General features: G+C 66.8%; 16 protein-coding genes and 1 pseudogene. 4 read left to right on the top strand and 13 right to left on the bottom strand.

All coding sequences use genetic code 11. The annotated features are described in order from the left end of the window. The first annotated feature begins 50 nt into the window (after window positions 1-50). Window positions 51-326, top strand: a complete 276-nt coding sequence (locus tag KVT44_RS32095; RefSeq protein ID WP_217570629.1) for a hypothetical protein — start codon at window positions 51-53, stop codon at window positions 324-326. A gap of 100 nt (window positions 327-426) precedes the next feature. On the opposite strand, the gene KVT44_RS32090 is transcribed toward KVT44_RS32095, so the two are convergent. From KVT44_RS32090 to KVT44_RS32055, 8 genes and pseudogenes are all read right to left on the bottom strand, one after another. Beyond that, window positions 427-1,293 (bottom strand): hypothetical protein, encoded by an 867-nt coding sequence (locus KVT44_RS32090; protein ID WP_217570627.1) that lies wholly within the window; start codon window positions 1,291-1,293, stop codon window positions 427-429. A gap of 135 nt (window positions 1,294-1,428) precedes the next feature. Next, complete coding sequence (locus KVT44_RS32085) at window positions 1,429-2,115, bottom strand: DUF317 domain-containing protein (RefSeq protein WP_217570625.1); 687 nt, start codon at window positions 2,113-2,115, stop codon at window positions 1,429-1,431. A gap of 78 nt (window positions 2,116-2,193) precedes the next feature. Further along, window positions 2,194-2,478 (bottom strand): hypothetical protein, encoded by a 285-nt coding sequence (locus KVT44_RS32080; RefSeq protein WP_217570623.1) that lies wholly within the window; start codon window positions 2,476-2,478, stop codon window positions 2,194-2,196. Window positions 2,479-2,602: 124 nt separating this feature from the next. Continuing rightward, a complete protein-coding gene (locus KVT44_RS32075) occupies window positions 2,603-2,956 on the bottom strand; it encodes a DUF317 domain-containing protein (protein WP_308314174.1) in 354 nt (117 codons plus the stop codon). Window positions 2,957-3,161: 205 nt separating this feature from the next. Then, a pseudogene (locus KVT44_RS32070) lies at window positions 3,162-3,848 on the bottom strand (DUF4238 domain-containing protein); the annotation flags it as partial. After that, window positions 3,779-4,018 carry a DUF4238 domain-containing protein gene (locus tag KVT44_RS61105; RefSeq protein WP_368857596.1) on the bottom strand — a complete coding sequence of 80 codons (240 nt, stop codon included), beginning with the start codon at window positions 4,016-4,018 and terminating at the stop codon, window positions 3,779-3,781. The gene KVT44_RS61105 and the pseudogene KVT44_RS32070, both read right to left, overlap by 70 nt. A gap of 1,124 nt (window positions 4,019-5,142) precedes the next feature. Then, entirely contained in the window at window positions 5,143-5,955 is an 813-nt protein-coding gene (locus tag KVT44_RS32060) for a hypothetical protein (protein ID WP_217570619.1), read from the bottom strand. A gap of 150 nt (window positions 5,956-6,105) precedes the next feature. After that, a complete protein-coding gene (locus KVT44_RS32055) occupies window positions 6,106-10,278 on the bottom strand; it encodes a hypothetical protein (protein ID WP_217570617.1) in 4,173 nt (1,390 codons plus the stop codon). A gap of 761 nt (window positions 10,279-11,039) precedes the next feature. On the opposite strand from KVT44_RS32055, the gene KVT44_RS32050 reads away from it, so the two are divergent. After that, on the top strand, window positions 11,040-13,460 hold the full coding sequence (locus tag KVT44_RS32050) for a tetratricopeptide repeat protein (protein WP_217570615.1): 2,421 nt from the start codon (window positions 11,040-11,042) through the stop codon (window positions 13,458-13,460). Between the two features lie 240 nt (window positions 13,461-13,700). On the opposite strand, the gene KVT44_RS32045 is transcribed toward KVT44_RS32050, so the two are convergent. From KVT44_RS32045 to KVT44_RS32035, 3 genes are read right to left on the bottom strand one after another with little or no spacing between them, the layout of a single operon-like run. After that, window positions 13,701-14,582: a transposase gene (locus KVT44_RS32045; protein ID WP_254650179.1), complete on the bottom strand. Its 882-nt coding sequence runs from the start codon at window positions 14,580-14,582 to the stop codon at window positions 13,701-13,703. Further along, window positions 14,540-15,175, bottom strand: coding sequence for a transposase domain-containing protein (locus KVT44_RS60155; protein ID WP_302832131.1), 636 nt, complete (start codon window positions 15,173-15,175; stop codon window positions 14,540-14,542). The genes KVT44_RS32045 and KVT44_RS60155 overlap by 43 nt, the downstream gene beginning before the upstream one ends. After that, the gene (locus KVT44_RS32035; RefSeq protein ID WP_217570611.1) at window positions 15,150-15,980 is read right to left on the bottom strand and encodes an abortive infection family protein; all 831 of its coding nucleotides are present in this window, start codon (window positions 15,978-15,980) and stop codon (window positions 15,150-15,152) included. Before KVT44_RS32035 ends, KVT44_RS60155 begins: the two co-directional genes overlap by 26 nt. 265 nt (window positions 15,981-16,245) lie before the next feature. Between KVT44_RS32035 and KVT44_RS32030 the strand changes: the two genes are divergently transcribed. After that, a complete protein-coding gene (locus KVT44_RS32030) occupies window positions 16,246-18,273 on the top strand; it encodes a hypothetical protein (protein WP_217570608.1) in 2,028 nt (675 codons plus the stop codon). Between the two features lie 158 nt (window positions 18,274-18,431). Next, window positions 18,432-19,667, top strand: a complete 1,236-nt coding sequence (locus KVT44_RS32025; protein ID WP_217570606.1) for a hypothetical protein — start codon at window positions 18,432-18,434, stop codon at window positions 19,665-19,667. Between the two features lie 370 nt (window positions 19,668-20,037). On the opposite strand, the gene KVT44_RS32020 is transcribed toward KVT44_RS32025, so the two are convergent. After that, the gene (locus tag KVT44_RS32020) at window positions 20,038-20,301 is read right to left on the bottom strand and encodes a hypothetical protein (protein ID WP_217570605.1); all 264 of its coding nucleotides are present in this window, start codon (window positions 20,299-20,301) and stop codon (window positions 20,038-20,040) included. Further along, window positions 20,285-21,436, bottom strand: coding sequence for a hypothetical protein (locus tag KVT44_RS32015; protein WP_217570603.1), 1,152 nt, complete (start codon window positions 21,434-21,436; stop codon window positions 20,285-20,287). The genes KVT44_RS32020 and KVT44_RS32015 overlap by 17 nt, the downstream gene beginning before the upstream one ends. Window positions 21,437-21,490: the final 54 nt, after the last annotated feature.

Here is a 21,490-nt window from a genome sequence, read left to right as displayed (position 1 = left end):
CGTATCCAGACCGGCTCCCAGTGCGGTGCGGTGGCTCTACGGTGCGTGTCGTGGAAGCCGACGAACCAGACTGGTACTGCACGCACGTTCTGCCAGGGCGCGTCGCGGTCGACGTGGTGCGGGAAACACCTGAGGTGCTCGCGTTCCGCCCGCCCATGGTGCAGGAGACATCAGCCGAGGTGATCCGTCGGCACGGCGGATGCCAGGCCATCACCAGCATCGGCGACGAGCAGGGCAATCGCCATCTGCACGTCCACCTGGCGGTCGGAGAAGGCGTCGCGCGTTTCATCCGGTACGCCCAGCCGCCCGAGGAAAACGCCGGATAACGGCGAAGGCCCGGCAGGCCGAAAGGGCCTGCCGGGCCAATGAGTTACGGAATGCGGCACGGAACGTGCCTACGAAGGTGCCGCATTCCACGTCAGCCGTTCAGTAGGGGCGCTGGACGGTGACCAGGCGGTCGCGGTGCAGCCGTACATCCACGATCCGGTCGGCGGTGGGGAGGTAGGCGACGAGATGGGTGTGGCTTCTGCGGCTGCGGTCGACCGCGGTCACGACGTGATGCGTCTCGACGCAGCCGGAGAGCGCATAGGCGTCGCCCGGCCGGAGGGTGCCGGTACGGTCGTCGAATGTGTCGAGTTGACGTCGCTGCGGCCACCATCGGGCACGCCTCCGTAGCCTGGGGAGCGTGTGGGTCTGACGGGCGGCCTCGGCCTCCTGCCAGATCCGCCGACAGGGGGCGCACTCGTTGGGGGCACCGGGGTTGGGGCCGGAGAGAGGCCGCGCGCACAGGGCCTGGCCGGTCGTCACGTCTCGGCAGTGGCCGGTGACGAGGTTGTCTCGGCCGCTGGGTGCCCACAGCACCGTGTCGTCGGTGTGGCACGGCTCGCCGGCGCTCACCAACAGGTCACCGGCGCGGTGGCGGAGGCCGTCGAGGGCGGCGCCGAGGCCGGTGCAGTTGGCACACACCCGTCGGGCGGCCGAACACCGGTTGTCGAGCGGCTTACCGCAGTATCCCAGCAGGTGCCCGGGGATCGGCCTGTGCGCGACCGCGCTCTTGCCCGTGTCGGCACCGGGACGGAACTCCGGTTCGCCACCCTCGTGGGGGAGCGTGGTGAGGACGAGCAAGGCGCGGGTGCAGCTCTGGCACATGTGGTGCGCGGTGTTCTCCCCGATGGGTTCGAGATCGCGCGTGTGGGTCGCGCAGGCGGTCAGCGGCCCGGTGTCGAGCAGGACACCGTGGTGGGCGGTGCCGTTCGTACGGCCGATGGCCAGTCGGATCAGCGGCAGGGACAAACAAGACCTCCAGGGAAGGGAGACGCGAAACGGGACGGCGCGGGAGCGCACGGATCCGCGGGCGGCAGGACGACTCGCAGCCGCTCGTGGGAAGGCGACGGTCGGTCGGGGCGCCGGTTCGGGGCGCATGGGATTTCAGTTGCGGCGGATCACGGTGAGCCGGCCTTCCGCGCTGTCCGGCAGCGTGCGGCGCGTAACCGGGACCGGCGAGGCGAGCGAGGCGGCGAAGACGGCGACGAGGTCGTGCGGGACGCTGGCGCTGAAGCTGGCGCACCACAGATACGGGGCACCCAGGACGGGTTCCGCCCACGCCTGCCAGCCCATCAGGTCGGGGCGCGGGTCGACGTCCTGGATAAGCGAGGGCAGTTCCTCCAGCGACATGCTGGAGGCGAAGCCGGGGTCCGTGGCAGCGTTCGTGGGACGGTCCACGTCCCTGATCCAGCCCTGGGCGACGAGCGCCGTCAGGACCGCCTCCGGGTCGTCGAAACCGGTCTCGGGCGCCTCGCGGGCGTCGAGGGCGACGAGGAGGTCCGCGAGCGCCTCGTGGGGGACGCCGGTGGTGAAGTAGGCGTTCCACTCCGTCAGGGCACTCGTGGCGTGCGGCCGGGCGGACAGTTGCCAGGCCACGGGCAGTCCGCCGAGTTCGAAGGGGTAGCTGGCGAGGATCCACTCGGCGCCGCGCAGCTCGTCCGGGCTCACGTACAGCAGGGTGTGGCGGGAGGTCGGCCACAGTCGCCAGCCCATGCCGGTCAAAAGGTCGCCGGTTCTCTCGGCGAGAGCATCGTCGTCTCCGGCCAGATGACGCGGGGTGACCCAGTACACCGGGTCCGGCGAGGCGGGGTGGGTGGGGTCGATGGGGTAGTGCGAGTTCAGGGGCGCCTCCGGGACGTCGTGGGTGGGTCAGTGGCCGTCGTGGTCGGGCCCGGTCGCCTTGCGTCGCCGGCGCGGGGGTGCCTCGGTCGGCTCCTGCCAGGTCAGAGCAACGGCGACGTCGGGCGGAAGGTAGCCGAGTTGTTCGGCGTCCCTGCTTTCGGCGATGTAGACCACCGGGCTGCCCATCTCGTCGCGGGTGTTGATCACGCCGCCAAGACGGTGGGCCATGGGGAAGAGGGGGTTGATGGCGAGCCGGGCCGGCGCCTGACGGTCGCAAGCGGCCAGAAGATCGATGACCTCGCCGACAGTCATATCGGGCAGGTGAGGGTCCACAACGTTCTCCTAGCAGTAGCGGACAAGGGCGCCCCGGAGTAGGGCACCGCAGAGGATGGGGTGTGACGAACAACCCGGTGACGGCCATCGGCCGCAACGCCGTTCAGACAGCCTGGGATGTGGCCAGGACCCGCGCCACAGCGGCGGCGACGATGTCCGCCGGGGTCTCGGTGTCGAACGACATCCGATACCCGGGGTCCTTCGCTGTGCCGGTGACCGCGATGACCCAGCCCTCACCATCGGTGCCAGGGCGCCCTGTCGGGAACCAGCCAAGGTAGAACCGCCCGTCCTTGCTGTTCACATGGACATCGGCACGGTCGTCCACGACCAGCTTGAAGCCAGCGTCCGTGAACTGGTCGGTCACCAGCGTCGGCTGACCAGGACCGAGCTTCCAGGAGTGCAGCCGCAGAGCCTCGACGGTCGTGGAAAATCCGGGCTGGACAACCTCCACCGTCACCGGCATCACCTCTCTGACCTGGCATTTTCCGGGAAGGTGTCTACGTTGACATGCCCCCGAAGCGTTGGCCAGTCCCCTTCGCGATCTTTCTCGTCTGCCTCAGGCGAACTGTCCCGTCTCACTCGTTCGAGTCGTGATCTCAACAAGCCGATCCCACGCGTCTCACCTGATCCAGTCATGACGCGATTGTCTTCGCGACAGTGGGCTATGGCACGGATTGCGATGGCCCCATGCGTTCCCACCGGATTTCCCCGCGCCAGGGCTGCGGCAGGTCGAAGCCGCGCAGCGGGTCGTCGTCGGGGTGGTGGAAGAGACAGTCACGAGCCCAGGCGAGCGTGGCAGCGGTGAACATGCGTGCGGTGCGCGCATTGCCGAACAGAATCTGATCATCCTCGGGAATGGTGCCAGGTGGACCGATGAGTAGCGCCGTCTGGCGGGACAACGGAAAGTACACGCCGTCTGGGGATCTCAGGCCGGCAGCAGTTTGTTCGGTCGTGTTCTCGTCCGGCAGTGGGACCACGGGAACGTCCGAGGTAGCCAGGCGCTTTCGCTGGAAGTCGATCACGGCCCAGGAGCGGTTACAGAGCTCTCCCGTCCCTTCCGGCAGAGCGTCGCCGATCATGGAGGCGGCATGGGCCAGCGGGATGTCCAGGTTCTGGAGCTCCGCCGGAAGGCGCTGGCCGAGCATCTCAGGAAGCTGTTCGACAAGACTGCTGAACGTGTCCCGCGCCGCGGGCACGCGCAGGTACTGGAAGGTGATGAAGAAGGCCAAAGTCAGCCGCTCCTCGTCAGGCAGCGGCCACATATGCTTGCCTGGGTCGATCAACCTGAGCAGCGGCTGCGCCGCGCGGCCCTCCAACGCGGTTGCCGCGTCCTCAAGATGCAGACTGTGCTCGCCGTTGACCGTGAGCCGGTGAAGTGGTTCGTCGCAGCGACCGTGCTGATCCGCGCGGTTGTCGACTGCTTGGTTTCCAGCCGCACGACCTGCGTCCGCAGCTTGGTGTCCGCGAAGTTCCGCAGATACATCTGTGGAACGTAGTGATGCTTCTTGCTGGTACTCACCCCACCTATGGTGACCCACTGCCGTGCGTCACGCCCGCATTTTCGTGGGCATCCGAGTGACGTGGGGTCGTGCCGAATACAGAGGGCACGACCCCACCAAAACTCATGCCCGTTACGGCGCCGCGAGGGCCGCCGCCGGGACCGCCGTACGGCTCCTCAGCCCGGAGGCGGCCGTCGCCCGCATCTCGCTGATCCTGGTGGCCATCAGAAACCCAGACGTGTGGCGGGAGCGTTCCGGTCGTGTTGAGCGGGAGTGTGGAGTGGAGCCTTCGTCCTCGCTGCTAGCAGAGTCGGGCTCTGGCCTGGACGCGGGCGAAGGGCGGCTGCCAAGGTCGAGGGTGTTGCCAAGGACCGTGACGAAGGCGTTCAGACGCTGTCGGGTGGCCTGCTCCTGGTCGTCCGGCAGCTCGAAGATAATGCGCCATCGATCCGGCTCGGGACGCCCAGTCAGTCCGCACCCTCTGGTACTGCTGCCAGTCGTGCCAGTGCTCGTCACGGGCTCGCCGCAGCATCCGCTCGTCGACGGATTCCACCCCTACTGTTGGTTGGGGCGGCCCGGGAAGTTGCGACATCCCCCGGGTCTCGGCAAAGCAACTCCGCGCTCCCCATGGAGACGCTCATGAACTTCAGCCGGGGGAATTACGCGAACTTCCACAACGGGATGCCACAGTACGTTTCCGACGTGAGGAAACAGGCCCAGGACACCAGCCTCCAGCGTCGCTCGCGTATCACCTGCGACACTGTCCAGCAGTGTGGGCTGGCACTGCCGACAGTCATCCAGCGTCGCGTAGGTAAGCTGGTCCAGTACGTGGGGAAACGGCGCGGGCAGTTCGCATATGCGGTGTGCCCGGGACGGCGGGAAGGACCGTAGCCCCTGCGCTGCGGCGTCGTGCTGATGGTCGGCTCGTCTTGTCCATGGGCTCTCCCGTAACAGGCCTGCTCCCTGGTACCACGGCTCATCCTTCCGGGCCTCCACTTCCGGCGGTGGGAAAGTCACGAACCCGCCCTGTGACAGCAGATCTTCCGGTAAGAGGCACGGGTGCGGGTCCGGCGGATGCACAGGCTGCCCGCAGCCTCCGTGACGAGGCTGTCGCCCACGCAGATATGCGGACTGCCGGCCGGGATCAGTCGTCTGCGTGCAGCAGGACAGTGCTGCCCGACCAGGGGGTCCACGGATCAGTGAAGGGATCCAGTGCATCAGCGGGTGCAGGCGTTCCGACCGGTGCCGCGTACGCCCGCACCTTGTGCTCCCAGCAGGTCGACGTCAGCACGACCTCCCGGTCGAACAGTGCTGTCGGGAGCCCGAGAAGCCCATCGGTCTGGAGGGCCCGGACGTAGTTGAGGAGTTCGATCGCCTTGACCATGGCCCAGGCGACCAGAGGCACAGCAGCACGGAACCGTTCGGACAGGCCAAAGGGATCGGCCTCTTCGAGGAGGTCGGTGTCATGGTGAACCACGTCGCCGTAGATCCATGCCGTGGCCAGCTTGCGGTCGTCGAGTTCGGCGGTCCAGCCCGTGACGTCGTCTCCGATCATGACCTGGTAGCCGCCGTCCTCCCATGGGGCATTCGCGTCCGCTCGCGTCCGCCACTCGACCCGCGCGGCCTTCGTCCATGTCGTGTCGTGCGGCTCCCGGCAGAAGTACCCCACCGCGGCCAGCGCTTTCAGATACGAGCAGGCGTCACCTTCCAGCAGCAGCGGCCTGACCCGGGCGGCGGCCGACTCCACGATCTCCTCGGCCGGGTAATCCTGTCGGACCTGTACCTCGCCGTCGTCGAGGGCCGTCACCGCATACGGGGCACCGGCTAGAGCAACCAGCGCGTCCCAGCCCGCCGCCAGGGAGTGTGCCTCCACCCGGCGGGCGCGCAGCACGAACGCCTCAAGTCTGCTGCGGTGCAGCGCCCCTGGATCCGCCCCCGCTTGACCGTGGGTTCCCATCAGCCCCTCCAGGAATAGGTGAACCGCCTGGTCCGCAACCGCACGGCTTCAGCAAGCATGACGCGGTAGCCACACCAACAGCAATCCGATTCAGGGCAGTCGGCCAGAGCCTCGGCCGCCCTCCGCACAGGCGGCCGGGTGTCAGGGGGTTCAGGGCGAGGAGGCGGGCTGTACGGGTGTCTTGCGGCGCGACCATGTACTGGGGGTCGGCAGGTTGCCGTTGACGACGATGGCTGCGACGAGTGAAGGCGCCTCCGGATTGGCCAGTCCATGGAGCGCCGGCTGGAGGGTGAAAAGGTAGTTCTCCGGCACTCCGACAGGCGATGTCTTGCGGCTCATGTCCAGGATGCACAGGATCGACAGGCGGGCGCCGTCCGCGGCTGCGTACTGTGTGGGCTGCCCCATGTACTTGGGGGCGCTCTCTTGGGTGACCGGGGTTTTGCGCTCGACCTTCAGCTCGGCGGTGATTCCGTCGTGCCGGACGTCGAGGTAGCCCAGGGCGAGCGGGTTGCCCCGCTCCAGGCGCCCGCCGATTTCCGGCTCTGCCTGCAGTTCCTTGTACAGGTCGTCGTGGAACTTGCGTTCTGTCACGTGGCTGCCGCGCTTGTACTGCTTGTTCCACGTCATGGTGAGCCCGGTACGGCAGATGGCAGTGAACAGGCGGCAGAAGGCCTGGAGCTGGTCCTCGTCGTAGCCGGCGTGGTGGAGGCGTTCGTAGAGGGCGAGCAGGCGTTCGTCGAAGACAGGGAAGTTGGTCAGAAAGTCGCGTGCGGGGTGGAAGGGGCGGAAGCGGATTTCGTGGTGTCCGGCGACGTCGAGGCGCTGGGTGACCGGTTTGCCGTCCCGGGTGCCGCGCCATCGCAGATGTACCAGGAACGGTGGAGCAGGGCTGCCAGCGGGGAGCCCAAAGCGAAGGATGAGCGTGCCGGTGGCGTTCAGTGTCGCCGGGCCGTTCGGGCTTGGCGGGCGCGGCCAGAAGTAGGCGGGTGTTTGTGCCTCGTTGGGGGTGAAGTGGCTGAGGAGTTCGGCTTCTAGGGTCTCGGCCCACTCGGGCCAGGGGCCGGTGCGTACGTCGAGGCGGAGTTCGTAGACCGTCGAGGGGCGCAGGACCTGCGGGCCGGTGATGAGGTGTCCGTCGACGCTGGCCAGTACCACGGCGACAGCCGGCTGGTCCTCTGCCAACTGGGAGTCCGGGGCGTTGTCCGCGGCGGCCGTGCCGGAAGTGAGCAGCGTGCGGCGCGGGCCGCGGGCGACCACCAGTGGCAGGGGCAGGGCGGCCCAGTCGGCGAGAAGGTCCGCGACGCCGCTGGCGTCGGTGAGGGACTGCACCCGCGCGAGGGCGGCCAACACGGGGCCGGCCAGCGGGTCAGCGTCAGTGAATCGCTTCCGAAGCTCGGTGGTGATGACGGCTGCGCGTCGGCGGGCCGCGGTGGCCAGCGCGGTCATCTGCGTAGTGTCGGCGTCGAGTTCGGCCGCGTCGAGCGTGATCAGAACGGCGGCCACTTCGCACAGCCCGGCGAAGCACCACACGTAGGCGGCGGTCGGTGTTGCCTTTTGGGACTGGCCCCTGAGTGTGTCCGCGGTGGCACGTAGGTGGGCTGCGCGGGCACGCAGGTCGGCGGCCGGGTCGCTGCTGGTATGGCCGGGGCGCTGGTCTGGATCGTGCTGGTCTGTGCCAGTGACCGGCACTGGTTCGTGGCCCGCGAGAAGGCTGCGAACAGTGACACGGGTGCGAGCCTGCTCCGCCAGAGCGTGGGTGTCGCTGTCTGCACCGATGGCGTGAGCGGCGTGTGTCAGCGCGAGGGCGGCCGCACTCGTGTCGTCGTGGGCTGCTGCGGCTGCGTCGAACGCGGCCGCAGCGGCGATCAGCGAGGACAGGGCCCTGTAGGCGGTGAAGGCGGGCTGGTCCGGGATCACCTCAAGCACAGCGTTCATGATGGCGGCGGCATCTCCCGGGCGAGCTGCCCGCCAGGCGACCTCGGCGTATTCGGCCGCCCCGAACATGCCGTGCGGCCCGAGTTCGAGGGCGGCCGCCTTCAGGTCCTCCACCAAGAGGCCGGCCAGGCCCGGGCCGCAGTCCAACAGTGCGCACAGCTGCTCGTTGTCGTGGACGTTGAACTGGTCGTTGATGTACGGGTCGCGCACCTGGCGCAGGCGCAGCTGCGCCATGGCCACAGTGGAGGCGGTCTGCGGCAGCCAGTCACGGCTCAGGGCGTCGCGCAGGTCGTAGCGGTCGAGGTCGGCGGCGCGCCGGAGGATCTCCCGTTCCGTGTGGATCCTGAGGGCCGCATCGCTCCGGGAGAGACGGGAGGCCGCCGCCATGGCCTTCTTGACGGTGTCCGGGAACTGGTCGGCGTTGACGTGTGTGCAGACCAACAGCGCGTAGTCCAGCAGAGAGGCTGTGTCCTGGGTGCTCCAGTCCAGACGGACAGCGGTGTCGAGAACGCCGTTGATAACACCGAGGTAGGAGTCGGTGAGCAGAGCCGGTAGGAGATCGGAGATGCTGGAGGGCAGACGGTGGGTGCCGCCGATGTCTGCCCAGGCGCTCAGTGCGGCCGACCGTGAGGCGATATCGGAGCCGACGACGTAGGTGTGCAGCGACGGGAGGATCATCCGCAGCAGGCCGGGATGGTCGCCGTGGCGTCGTCCGAGTTTCCCCAGCAACGGCAGCAGTCGCGGCACGATGACCGGTCCGCGCTGGCTGTCGCGTTCGTCGGCGATGGTGTCGACGACCGCCCCGCACACGGCCGTTACGTCGACGGTGGCGATGTGTTCCAGGGCGTGCAGGAGCCTGGCGATACTGGACGCCAGAGACTGCTGGTGCCCCATCCGTTCGAGGAAGCGCAGTTGGGGCGGGACTGTTTCGGGGGTGGCCAGGAGCGGGGCGGAGGCGGTGTCCGTCGACTCCAGCGTGTCGATGGCGGTCAGCGCCGAGCCCAGGAGGGCATCAAGATGTGGCTGGGCCCAGGCCGGGTGGGTGTGGGCCAGCTGCTCGACCAGGGTCGCGGCCGGGACGCGTACGTCGTCGCCCCAGTCTCCCCCGATGCGGGTCAGGCACGTGGAAAGCAGGTACTCGAAGACGGTCCGCTGCTGGCTCTCATCGAGTTGGGGATCGCTGGCGGTCCGGAATCTGTATCCGGGGTCGATGAGGCGGCCGGCTTGTTCCAGGACCCCGAAGTGGCGCTGGCGCACGGTGTCTGCGGCGGTGCTGCCGGCCCGCTCGAGCTGGGCAGGGACGTCGCCCACCGTCAGGACGAGCAGGGTGGCGAGGGCTTTTTGGATCGTGCCCACCGGCGCGGGGTCGTCGTGGTGGTCGCCGTCAACGCCCAGATTCAGCAGCATCGCCGGCACGAGCGGACCCGCAACGTCCGCGTGGGTGAACGCCAGGGCCCGCACCGCGGCTGCGGCAGCTCGCCGATCGGTCTCGGCCTCTCTTCGTGTCCGGGGTGCGGGCCGCACTCCGGCAGGCACCACAAGTGACGCGGACGGTCGGGGGGCGGGCAGCATGCCGGCAAGCACAGCGGCCACCGATCGAGGGGCCGCTCCGGCTGCCGCACGTAGAGCGCTGGCGTCCCCGGTTCCGCCTTCATAGGACCCAAAACGCCGACTTCGCGGATCAGCCAGATACACCAACGACCGGATCACCGCCCCGTCGAGCTGGCCAGCATCGCGCGAAGTCAAAAGGTCGGCCACACAGCGGCCGGCTTCCTCGACAGGACTGCGCCTCAACGCGTCCAGGGCTGCCCGCACTACATCCGCGGCACACTCGCTGCGGACACGGGCCACGTGCCGCAACGGCGTCAACAACTCCGAGCGGTGCACGTCGGCCACCAGAGCCAGGGCCAACTCGATCACCACGGTGCTGAAGGTCTCCGGCGCCCGCTCCGCCAGCGCAGTCAACCGCCGCAGCGCACCGTCACAGGCCGCCCTGTCCCGCTCCGCACCGGGCTCCTGGTCCAGGACACCGATATCGTTGAGAGCACTGGCCATCGCCATGTCCGAGGACGCCTGCACGCCCCGACGGTGCTCGGCACGCTGCTCCCACTCGCGGTGCCGCTGCGCCGTTTCAGCACGCTCGGCCGCCTCGACTTGGGCCGCTGCATCTTTCTGCTCGTCCATGACCGTGGCGAGGTTCGGCACGTCGCCCGTGGGACGGCGATGAGTGCATCCCACGCAGTGTTGTTCGTAGAACTCGCCAGCGATCCAGGCCAGATTGGCGCCGATACCGCCGTGCGCCACCAGGCAGCCCACCTGCCGCGTGTTGATCGGCAACCCGGTTACCGCTTCGGCCGTTCCCCGCCCGCCGAACTCGGTGAACGTCATGTTCAGACAATGACGGCGAGCCATCTCCACGGTGACGGCGTTCCTGCGGCCGGTCCTGACCGCATCATCGAAAATTCGCTCTGCCTGGCTATCCACCCCATCACTGTCTCAGGCACCACCGACAACGCCGACCGCTCCGCCCCTTTTGCGCTTCACGACGCTATCTGCCCGCCCCGACTTCGCTTTCGAGTCATCCGCCGGCCGCCACTGGGTCCGTGTCCCTGCGTGCCGGTGGGGAAGCGGAAGCATCGGCTGTGTCCACCCGTAGGCGGGCGGGCGTCTTGGGGCCCGGTATCACGCGGGCGTCGAGCAGACGGGGATGTCAGTCCCCAATGCGATGATGCGTGTGTGACGGGACGGCTGAGGACTGTGATGTGGCTGCTGGCAGTGCTGTGCGGCCTGGTAGCGGTGGGGCTGGGTGTCGTCGCGGCTTTTGCTGATCTCGACACGGCTGGTCAGGTAGCGAGCGTGGCTGGTTCGGTCGCCAGCCTGGTCGGGGTTGCGTTGAGTTGCTACACACTGGTGCGGTCGTCTGCGGTCGGCGACCATGGGGCGGCTGCGACAGCGGCGGGAGCACGTTCCGTCGCGGCCGGCGGCAGCATCGGACGAGTGGTCACCGGTGATCGCGTCACACTCGCCGCACCCCCTGCGGCACCCCCGGCAGCAGCAGGGACGTCCGGTTCGGCACAGGCGATGGGTGATCGAGGCGTCGCAGCGGCCGGCGAGGTCGGCGAGGCCTTCACCGGAGACGACACACGCGCATGAATCCGTGGCAGAGGAAGCCCAAACCCACTCCCGAAGCGCAGAATTCGCCTGCTGACCGGCAGTCCTTGATGCCGGATGCCGACGTGGCGGCATCCGGCCCGCGCTCCGTCGCGGCCGCCGGGAGCATAGGCGCAGTCACCACGGGCGACTACAGCCCTCTGACGATCAGTGTGTACCCGCCCGCGCCAGCGCCGACCGCGCTGGCTTCTCTTCCCGCTGCGCCCTCAAAACTCAGCGGCCGGGGCACAGAGGTGGAGCAGGTTCTGTCAGTCCTGCGGCCGCGCACCGGGTCACCGCAGCAGGACGCGGACTGCTCAGGGGCCGGGCCGACCACCGCCTCGGCTGCGGATGATGTCATACCGCCCATACTGGTCACCTCAGTCGCCGGGCTCGCCGGCGTGGGCAAGACGGCACTCGCCCTGACCTGCGGACATGCTGCCGCCGAGGCCGGCTGGTTCACCGGCAGCCTCTTCATCGACCTGCACGGATACGACGAGAGCCCGGTGCAGCCAGGCCAGGCTCTGGAGGCGTTCCTGCGGGCCCTCGGCGTCGACCCGGCCGGCATTCCTGCAGCGGCTGAGGAACGGGCAGCGTTGTACCGGTCCGCGCTGGAAAACCGGGCCGACCAGGGACAACGTCTACTCATCGTGGCCGACAACGCCGCCAGCGCCGACCAGGTCCGTCTCCTGCTCCCCGGCAACCACCGGCACCAAGTCCTGATCACTTCCCGGCACACCCTGCCGACCCTCAACGCCCGGCTCGTGGATCTTGCCGTGCTCAGCCCCGAGGCGGCGGTGGCACTCCTGCGGCATGCCCTGCAGAGAGCCAACCCCGCCGACCGACGCGTCCTGGACGCCGCAGACGGCATCGAAGAACTGGCCGGTCTGTGCGGGTACCTGCCGCTAGCCCTGCACATCAGCGCCGCCCTGCTGATCCTGGAACCCGACCAGACCATCGCCGAACTCACGGCCGAGCTAGCCACGGCCCGGTCACGACTGAGCCTCCTGGACGACGGAGAACGGGCTGTCCGTGCCTCCTTCGATCTCTCCTACCACCGGCTTTCCCCGGATCATGCCGAGCTCTTTCGGCTCCTGGCGCTGAACCCCGGTCCCGACATCGGCCTTGAAGCAGTGACAGTGCTGGCCGCCCGCCCGCTGCCAGCCGTCCGCACCATACTCCGCGCTCTCGTCCAAGCGCACCTGCTCGATTGCGTGAACAAGCGCTGGTCGATGCACGACCTCGTCCGCGACTACGCCACCGAACTCGCGCTCGACACCCAGCAGGCTGCAGCAAACAATGCCGGAGGAGAAGGGGCGCTGGGTACGGCAGGGACTCACGCTCAGGCACGCAGCCGACTGCTCGAGCACTACACCACAACCGCCCTCGCGGCAAGCGCGCACCTCACCTTGGGGGCACACTCATCTGCGCCAGGCGAATTCGCCGACCAAGACAAGGCGCTCGCCTGGCTGGACAGCGAGCGTGTCAACCTCACCGCGTCCGTGGCCGCCGCAGCCGGCATCGGGCACCAGGACATCGCTCTCCGACTCCCGGTGATCCTTTACGACTACCTCATCTGGCACGGGTACTTCGATGACTTGATCGCCGTGACCACGATCGCGTGCAGCATTGCCCACCAAGCGGGAGCGCTCGCCGCCGAGGCAGGAGCGTGGAACAACCTCGGCATCGCCCTGGCCGAGGCCTCACGCTACGAGGAGGCTGTCCCCGCTCACAGGCGGGCCGCCGACCTCTTCGCCTCAATCGACAACCACAAGGAACGCGGCAAGGCACTCAACGGGCTCGGTTCGGCCCTGCGCGATTGGGGGAAACCCGCCGACGCACTGCAGATCCACCAGGAAGCCCTGACGATCCAACGGGCTTGTGAAGACCTGCAGGAACAGGCCGCGGTACTGAACAACCTGTCCCTTGACCACCAGGAGCTGGGGAACGTCACAGCTGCGTGCGCCGCAGCAGAAGAGGCCGCCTCACTGTTCCAGCAACTCGGCGACACCACCAACGAAGCGAAAGCGCTCTGCACGGCAGCATTCGCACTCCAGGCATCGGGACAGTCCAACGAAGCACAGGTTGTCTGCGAGCGGGCCATCGAAGCCGTCAGCCGCGCCATGGGCAATCCCCGCGACGAAGCGGCAATCCTGATGACCTGCGCCGAGTTGCTGACCATCCTCACGCCCCAGCAGAAGATCGCCTACCTACTGCAAGCCCAAGCAGCGTGCCAACGCGCCAACGCCCACGATCTGTACGCGCACACTCTGGGCGCCATCGGCCTGGCATGGATCACCGCAGGCGACATCAACCAGGCCGCCGTTCATCTCACGCGTGCAGCAAGCATGTTCGAAAGCCTTGGTCTTACCAGCGAAGCGGCCGACATTCGGGAGCTGCTCGTGTTGCTCCAGTCCTGACCCAGCCTCACAGGCGAGTTGAACGCCCGACCAGCCTGAGCCACCGGCCCCGACCTGCGGATTCCGGCGCCTTGATCGGCTACACCACTCGGCGGCAACGCCGCTGCGCTTAGCCGGGTGTTGTCTTGTCAAGGATGCCGTCCGTGATGATCGCGGTGTGGAGCTTGTAGCCCATGCACCTGCGGGGATGACGGTGGCGGGTAAAGGGATATTTGCTGTGTCGTTTACGCATCCGCGCCTTCAGTCGGTGGCGGGGTCGTGGCGAGTGAAGGTCAGCCAGGGCGGCCCAGCCGATGGAGCCCACCAACGTGGCCGGAGCCGTGATCGGTGGGAGCTGTCGCCCGTGACGATATTGTCGGCGGCGGCCCGCAGCAGGACCGTGAAGCTGATGCGGTGTGCGGGCAGTGCCGGGCGGACGAAGACGAGATCATCCGCAGTGCGGATCAGGGCCTGGTAGACCGTGAGCAGGGCGTACAACTCCTGCTCGATGCCGGGAACGGTCCTCGATCGCAGGATCCGGCCGTCCAGGATGGCCGACTTCAGCGAGAAGTAGCAGGTCTCGGCCTCCCAACGGCGGTGATAGATCTCGATCAGTTTCAGGGCGGGATAGCGGTCGGCGTCGAGCAGGCTGGTGATCAGGCGCCATAACTCGGTGCGCTGAGTGCCATCTTCGAGACGGACGGTGATCCAGGCTTCGATGATCCGGACCTCCAGGCGTCGGCCGTATCCTCGGCCGGCACGGTAGTGCTGGGAGCGGATGAAGGTCAGATAGGAGCCGTCCGGGAGCGTGTGTCGGGTGGTGGGGCAGCGTTTACGGGTGGAGCGCAGCAGGAACGCGGCACCGGTCCCGGACACCGCGTTGAGGAAGTCCACCGCGTCGTAATCGGCGTCGGCCAGCAGCAGCATGGAGGCGTCCAGACTGGCCAGGAGGTGGTGAGCGTAGGACAGTTCGCCGATGCGGCCGGGGCCGAAAGCGGCGTCGAGCAGGGCACGGGTGCCGCACTCCACCAGGGCCACCAGGCGGACCATCGGATAGCCGAACTCCTTCACCTCGCCGATGTGCTTGGGGAAGTGCCAAGTCACGGCGGGATCGTCGGGGACGCACTGGGTGGTGCCGTCCAGGGCGACCAGGCGCCGTCCGCGGTAGAACGAGTCCCGTCAGTCGGAGTCACGACCGGGCTGGCCAGGACCTCGAAGAGTCGGCGCAGCGGTGCGGTGCCCAACCGGCGTCGCGCACGCGACAGCGAGGACGTACACGGGCATGCCGTCACCACCTTGCCGAGACCGGCGGTCAGTTTCGCCCACACCCCTGTATTCGAGACACACTCGAACACGGCGAGCGCGAGCACGAAGTACACCACCCGCGCGGGCAACAGCCGCAGCCGCTGTTCCTGGGCTCCTGTCTCGGCGACAACCGCGTCGACCAGGCAGGGATCGATGATCTCGGTCAACTCGCCCAGATGGCCTGGGGCATACAGTCGAGGGGTGTCAGGCTCCGCCCGACACTGGCAGACTGCTGCAACACGGGACCTCCGGGCACTCGTTCCTGGGCTCGACACCACAGGAACTACTCGGGGTCCCGCCCCATGACCAGGTGCTTGACGCCCAACCCGAACGGCTAACGCAGCGGCGTTGGCCAGGACAGGACTTGTCGATCGTCGGCGTTTGCATCGAGATCGGCCGTCGCCGTCAAACGTTCTGGGCGGTTGCAGCATGCGCCTCAATGTAGAACTGGGCCACCGTGACTGCTGCGGCAACGACCATGCGAGCGGTTGGAACATCCAGCTCAGGGCGCTGACTCAAGCCGTGTCCAGTCCCGAAACCCGCGTTACGCAACTCCGCTGTGGAAATCACCAGTTGGGCGAGAGACCCCAGCATCCTGCGGCGTTGCTCCGCCGCGGCATCGCTTCCACGAACGCCACCGGCGTCCAGGCCCAGTTGGACATTGGCCTTCCGAAGCAGCACAGGCACATCCAGCTTGGTTTCTTTGCCCGTGCCATGGAGCCCCAGGATGGATTTGAGGACGGTCTCCAGTAGTTCCTTGGCCGAACCGATAGCTTGTGCCGGGTCCTCCCGTAGACCTCGACGGATTCGAACTGCATGCTCGTCGACATCGATGACACCCAACTCGGCGGCAGCGGCCTGCAGAGCATCCACCGGAACAGGGCCGCCGTACAGCTTCGCATAGAGGTCAGGCTCGGACGTGCGTAGCCAGGCCGGGAGGTCGAGAAACTGCTCAACCTGTGCGAAGTTGGGAAACCTGGAACTGACCGATCGCCGCTGTGAGCCCGGCTGTCGCTCGGAAGCGCCCAGAAGAAGCGGCACCATGTCAGCGACATGACCGAAGTAGTCGTCGTCACCCCAGTTGAGGCTGCGGAGCAGCCGATCGTGGCTGACCACTTCTTCCCGCACACCCGTGAGGAGACTGAGTTCGATCCAGTCACTGCGGCTGAACTTGGCCTCGATCGCTTTCGCTACTGCCAGGACAACCGTCTCGGGTCTCACGCCTTCGCGCAGCACGCTCTCTCCCCTCTCGATGGTCAGCAGACAGCATCGCACCCAATGTCACGTACAGCGTCCTCGTTTCGTGTCCTCGAGGCAGAGCGGTTCGATCCTCGACGGACATCGGCTCGGCGTGCCAACGGTGGTGACGCCTTGGCTGGACCTGTGGAAGCGCACCGAGTCGGCTTCATCGGTCGGCCCGGAGAAGCCGCGCGCCGCCAACTCCGACTCTCTGCAACGGCTGGGCAGGCAGGATCGATGACGTACACAGTAGTGTTCGGCGATGCGCTACACGGTGTGGGATCCGCATGCAGTTCGATCGTTCGACCGGGCTAACCTCACTCAACAACAGCGGGCCTTGGCGGAAGGTGTGCTTCGTGCACTCGAACCCGGCACCTATCTGAGCGAACACGTCGTCGGCGCGAACAGTGCCGTGCTGGCGCTCACCCGGTCCCACCACGTGCTTGAGAGCCACACCCGCGTCGATCAGCCGCGTGTGGGCCTGACTCGAACTGTACTTGCGCAGGCCCTGAGCAATGTGGAGGCGGCGGTACCCGCGCACAGCGTCACGCCGAACGGCGCCTTCGTTATCGGGCAGGCCCAACAGCTTCTGACGCTGGTGAACAGCGCCATGGCGGGAAGTCTCACGCCAGTGGTAAAACAGACGTACGCCCAGCAACTTGAGGCTCTCGTCCAGCCCGTCGCGAGCGCCGTCCGCTCCGCGCTTGCCACATTGTGGAACGGCGCCGTTCTGACCCCGGCCGTAGCCGGTCAAATCCGCGGCCAAGTCGCAGTTCTCGTAGCGCTCGAAGGGCGGGACGGGCTCGCTCTCAAGGACGATCTCGTTGCGGCGTTCAATCGCGGTCCGGTGGATGCGGCAAAACTGGCTGACATCCTATGGCCCGCGCGGAAGCAGTACCGGGTCGCCCTGACTGTATCGGGCACACGGCTCTTGGAAGAACTGGATCGGCTCCTCCCTGGAGCGGCGCAGTGGCCATTGGTCGGACCCGCCCTTCCTCCAGGGGTTCCTCGAAGCCCTGCGGTGCGCGGCCTGGTCACGGCCGTGATCGGAGGGGTCGGCTCCGGCACGCTGGTTCAGGTACCTGTGCAGGCCGCGGACGCCCACACTGCGATCGCCCAGGCCCGGAGGGAGCTGACGGAGACACTGGACCAATATGCGGCAGGGCAGCGACTCATGGAGTTGGGTCTCAGCCCGCTTTCGGTCGTAATCGACCCCACTAATAGGCCGCTGCTGACGGAGAGCCGAGTGAGTGGTGGCAAGAGTGCTCGCCCCCTCACCAGCGGGTGGTCCGCTTCTCTCAGACCAGCTCTGCGCATGGCGAATCTGGCCGGCCAGGTGGATGCCCCGGTGGCCAGTGTGGCCCTGGCCTGGAGCGCCATCGAATCGACCGGGGTCACGGCGGCTGACTTCGAGACCATCGCCAAAGCGTGTGCTCTGCACAGCGTGAGACAGCAGTTGTTGAGCGTCTATAAGTCTGTGACGGATTCAGCGAACGCTCAGCTGCGTCACACACGATGGTATGCAGACAGCTTCGTAACTGTGCTGGCTAAGGCCGAGCGCTCGCTCGCGGCAGCCAACCGGGGCACCACTGCCGCCGCACAAGAGGCGGCATCCCGCCTCACGGACTCGCTGGCAGTTATCCGCCGACGGCAAGCCGAGGCTCAAGTGAATGCCGTGCAGCTGGAGAAGGTTCTCGCCCCGGCCATTGACGTCGTCCGGCAGAACCTCCTGCAGGGTGGCGACCGCGACCATCCATTGAACATGTCCAGCTGGAAATTGGATCTGAACGACTTCCTGGATGCCGTACTACCACGGCAGGTGTCGACTCCCCCCACCGTTCAGCAGACGTCGGACGCACTGACCGTACTGGCTGATGTGGCAGGCGGCCTGGCCCGGGAGCAGCTGACCGCCTGGCAACACCGACTCGCGGCACCGTCAGCTCTCGTTGACTGGCTCAAAGATCAACAGGAACTCTTCCACGGCCTTTTGGCGTGGATGTACGCAAGCCGAAACCTGGCCATCCACACCGGTCAGTTCGCTCTCCCCGCCGACATCCTGACTGCCCACGCAGGCAGAGGAATCGCCGACCTGATCCTGGAATTTCTCGGGCACTGGCATCAGGACCAACGGGGACGGGGACTGCCAGACGACGCACCGAGGGACATCGTCATTGCGCTAGCCAGCCGACGGGACGAACTCGTCCAGCATCTGGGCAGCGCCGCCTCGTGCCACCCGCTTAACGTGGCCACGATCAGCGCCCCAGACCGCGACTGTTGGCACAGGACGTGAACAGGCAGCGATGAGCGGTGCCAATCGCGACAGTCTATTCGGTAGCGTCGCACCCGAGTGAAACGGGACGATGACATAGATCGTGCGACGCTAAATGAGCCGGCCGCGGTAGTGGCGACCGACCGACATTGGTGTAGTTGAAGGGGCAGGAGTCCATCATGTGGGAGCAGGACATCGGTTGCTTCCCGGTCGCCTTCGCGGAAGACGGTGACGAATGGGCTCACCACCTCGGGAATGCGATGGGCGGTTCCGGTTTTCACCGCATCAGTGGTACCGATGGTGTCGGAGGGCCTGTGGAGATGGGGCCGCCCCTGCACGGATCTGTAACGAGCATCCTTCGCGTTCACCCTCACCCCGTCGGCATCGCCTGCACTGTCGTCGGCGAGGACGGCACACTGGCCCCTGACCAGGTCGATCCCTGGCGTATTGGTGCGCACATGGCAGTGAGCGAGATCGGCCGCCACCAGCAGCCTCAGGTCTGGGATGCACTGGTAGGTCTGAGCCCCTCGGTCGGCCTTGGACCTGACACCCTGGGAGAGCTCACAGCAAGGAGCCTCGGGCCTCTTGACCTGGCCTCTGCTGGTGTCTACATGCGCGAGTTCCGAGGACCAGAGCGCGTCGACTCCCACTTCATCGGCATCCGCCGCACCTTCCCGGTGATCGTCACTGGTCGAGTCACGACATACCACTGGGATCGCGTCGTTCCGGTTGCGCAGGTCCAGTTGCGCCGCGTCTGCGCCCTGTTGACGCTGAGTACCAGACTGCTCTGGGAGCCGCGGTCACACCCTTGGCCCCAGAGCCCCACCGGTCCGACCTTGAAGGTTCCTATCTCGGTCAACCCTGGGTTCTCGATGCCGGAAGGCCAGGAATGGACCGGCGACGTCCCTCCGGGAACCGGGAACTGGAAATTGCCGTGGTGGGTGGACCAGGCGTGGGAGAGGCTCGATAACGACTCCGGACTAGCCATCGCGCTCAACGCGTACTACGAGGCCGTGCGCCTGCAGAGGCGCCACCCCTCGCTTGCGCTGCTCACTTACGTCGCCGCAATTGAGGGCGTCGGTATGCGCTTCGTCCCAGACGATCTCTGTAACTGCCATCCCGAATGTACTCACAGCAAGGGAGTTGCCGAGAAACGCTTCCGAAAAGCACTCAAAACAGTGCTGACGCAACGCGAGGTGAAAGAAATCGCTGGCCCGCTGTACGACAAGCGGTCGCACACGGGACATCGAGGAACGCTTTTCGGATCGGAAGAGGTTTTCGGATACGCCCGCACCGGGATGTTCCAGGCCAGTCCTTACTTCGGATTTGAAGCATTGCTCCTCGGCCAATTGACAGCGGTCGCCAACGCGGTGCTGGTTAAAGCGTTCAGTGTTGCAGGAAGTGGCCCCGGATAATTACCACTTGGTGAAGAGCCTGATGAAGCAAACCACTGCTGTTGAGTCCGGCGGCATGGATTCTGTACGACGGTGCCAACAAGAGTTGCTACACCTGACTGCGGACTACCCGAACTACTGTAGTTGACATCACCCCAGGCCAGACAAGACGTTGAGTGTCACCTAAAAGTGCTGGTCACAGGTTGTTGCGACGTGGCGCTGTGAATGCATCACCGTACGGATCATCAGCAGGGACACTGCATCGGGGTTGCCAGAGAAACATCCCCTGACCTGCGGTGTACCAAAGTGCCAACTATCCCTCTGATTGCGTATTTCCAGTCGTAGAACCTAGTTGGCATCAGCGCAGGTCGCGAACGTCGCCTGATGCCAACTACCGATCCTGGTAACAGGTGAGTTCGGCGTACTCGCTGCCGGTGCCAAAAATTTCGGTCAAGCGGCCGAGCCGGTGAGTGACCATGGTGACGTCCCGCCGCTCCGCGCCCGGGGCGGGGCAGTCGGGCAGGACCGCCCAGTGCCCGCTGCCAGCGGCCGTGGACAGCGTGTTCAGGCCGTATCCGGGGGCGTTCTTGGCGCCGGCCAGCTGGAACTGAAAAGGTGCTTCCCGATTCTGCTGGTGATTACGCGGTGGCTGCACTTGCTCCGTCGGCCATCGTGCTCCACCAGCGCAGCAGCATGCCACGGACGAGATGGGCGAAGAGCGCCAGAGTCATCGGGAGTTCCTCGGCCGACCAGGTCGTATCGCCGCTCCCGTACGGGCCATTGGTGAACCGTTCGGCCGGCAGCCCGTCGCCGGCGATTGGGGGCGGAATGAGTAGCGGCCAGGGAAAGGGCGCCCCGGCGTGCAGGCGCGCCGAGCGGTACTCGTACACCTTCTTGAGCGCGCCTTCCATTCCCCGCCGGGACCACGGCAGTTGGGCGGCCTGATCGGCGGTACGCGGCTCAGGTGGGTCGGGCTGAAACGCGCATGCGAAGGCGAGGAACCGGCCGGTGGCCTTGATCAGACCGGCGAACTCCGTATCGGCGGCTCGCACCAATAGTTCGTCACCGCCTCGCTCGACCAGCGCCTCGGCAGCGAGAGGGAAACCACTCGTGACCAGCTGTGCATAGTCGGCGGTGGCGACCTGCTGCGAGGTCGCGGCGACCTCCACCGCGCTGACCAGCATCAGCCAGGCAAGTTCCGGCTCGCCCTCGGCGATCCACAGTGCGTCGGCGTACTGCCGGGCGGCCCGCACAAGGTCGACGGCGTGTTGCGGTGCAAGGCCCGGCAGGGATTCCAGGTATCCACGGGCTGACGCGGTGTCTGCTGGCGTATCCGGCAGGTCCGGGATGATCGGCGAGGCCCACGGCGACGTCGGCGCACTCGGCACGGAGCGCGTGCTCGGGTGGTAGGAGGTGATGGTCCCGCCGTTGTTGCGGTGGATGACCGGATCGTCGCCTCGAAGTCGGACTCCGAGGATCAGGGACAGCATCGCGGTGATCTCCTGATGGATCGACAACCCTGTCCAGCCTGCGCTGTCGGAGGCCGGTGCCTCGTCCCCGGGGTCGCGGAACCAACTGGCCAGTTCCATAACGGGGCGCAGCTGACCCGGCTGATGGTCGGGCGGAGCGTCACGCGAGGCGATCCGGTAGGGGCCTACCGATTCGCTGTCTGGTGTCCCTTGGACATTTGTGTCCGAGAACAGCCGGGTCGTCCAGCCGCGGGTCGGGGTGTCACGGTACTGCCACAACCGCACCGACCAAGGCGGCTGGACGACGTTTGGAGCGGTCATGGAACGGCTCCCAGAGGCAGTGGAGTTGATGGGCACCGTCGCGCGGGCCTCCGC

The sequence above is a fragment of the Streptomyces sp. GbtcB7 genome, assembly GCF_019091445.1.
Classification (GTDB): domain Bacteria; phylum Actinomycetota; class Actinomycetes; order Streptomycetales; family Streptomycetaceae; genus Streptomyces; species Streptomyces mirabilis.
The sequence above is the reverse complement of the archived record's forward strand: the minus strand, read 5'-3'. Positions and strand labels throughout refer to the sequence as shown.

What these genes read in the sequence shown, in the direction of transcription:
- KVT44_RS32080 (WP_217570623.1), bottom strand. Translation starts at nt 2,478, where the DNA reads ATGACTGTCGGCGAGGTCATCGATCTTCTGGCCGCTTGCGACCGTCAG.
- KVT44_RS32060 (WP_217570619.1), bottom strand. Translation starts at nt 5,955, where the DNA reads ATGGGAACCCACGGTCAAGCGGGGGCGGATCCAGGGGCGCTGCACCGC.
- KVT44_RS32055 (WP_217570617.1), bottom strand. Translation starts at nt 10,278, where the DNA reads ATGACGTTCACCGAGTTCGGCGGGCGGGGAACGGCCGAAGCGGTAACC.
- KVT44_RS32050 (WP_217570615.1), top strand. Translation starts at nt 11,040, where the DNA reads ATGAATCCGTGGCAGAGGAAGCCCAAACCCACTCCCGAAGCGCAGAAT.
- KVT44_RS60155 (WP_302832131.1), bottom strand. Translation starts at nt 15,175, where the DNA reads ATGCTGCAACCGCCCAGAACGTTTGACGGCGACGGCCGATCTCGATGC.
- KVT44_RS32030 (WP_217570608.1), top strand. Translation starts at nt 16,246, where the DNA reads ATGCGCTACACGGTGTGGGATCCGCATGCAGTTCGATCGTTCGACCGG.
- KVT44_RS32025 (WP_217570606.1), top strand. Translation starts at nt 18,432, where the DNA reads ATGTGGGAGCAGGACATCGGTTGCTTCCCGGTCGCCTTCGCGGAAGAC.
- KVT44_RS32015 (WP_217570603.1), bottom strand. Translation starts at nt 21,436, where the DNA reads ATGACCGCTCCAAACGTCGTCCAGCCGCCTTGGTCGGTGCGGTTGTGG.